Origin of the sequence: Bacillus sp. SIMBA_031 (assembly GCF_046535225.1) — a bacterium.
In the GTDB taxonomy this organism is placed as follows: domain Bacteria; phylum Bacillota; class Bacilli; order Bacillales; family Bacillaceae; genus Bacillus; species Bacillus velezensis.
Genome location: NZ_JAWRXC010000422.1, coordinates 1 through 257 on the forward strand (window position 1 = coordinate 1; position 257 = coordinate 257).

Annotated in this window: 1 protein-coding gene; it reads right to left on the bottom strand. The window is 65.4% G+C overall.

Annotation, left to right across the window (positions count from 1 at the left end; translation table 11 throughout):
• Positions 1–27: 27 nt before the first annotated feature.
• Positions 28–257, bottom strand: a 230-nt coding sequence (locus SB724_RS20880) for a GMC family oxidoreductase (RefSeq protein ID WP_410572870.1), incomplete at its 5' end; no start/stop codon positions are given.

A 257-nucleotide genomic window follows, 5' to 3' on the forward strand; every position in this document is an offset into this window, starting at 1 on the left:
GGTAGTCAGCCACGGTTGTTGCCATGATCATGCTCCTTTCGTGCTTGTCGGCACGCCGTTGCGGGCGCCCTTGACCAGGATGCGGGCGGCACGCGCCGCCACAGCCATGATGGTCAGTGCCGGATTGGCGCTGCCTTGTGTGGGCAGGACGCTGCCGTCAGTGACCAGAAGATTGGGTACTGCGAAAGTGCGGCAATTCCGGTCCACCACGCCGGTCTGCGCTGTGGCGGCCATGCGGGCACCGCCCACAAGATGGG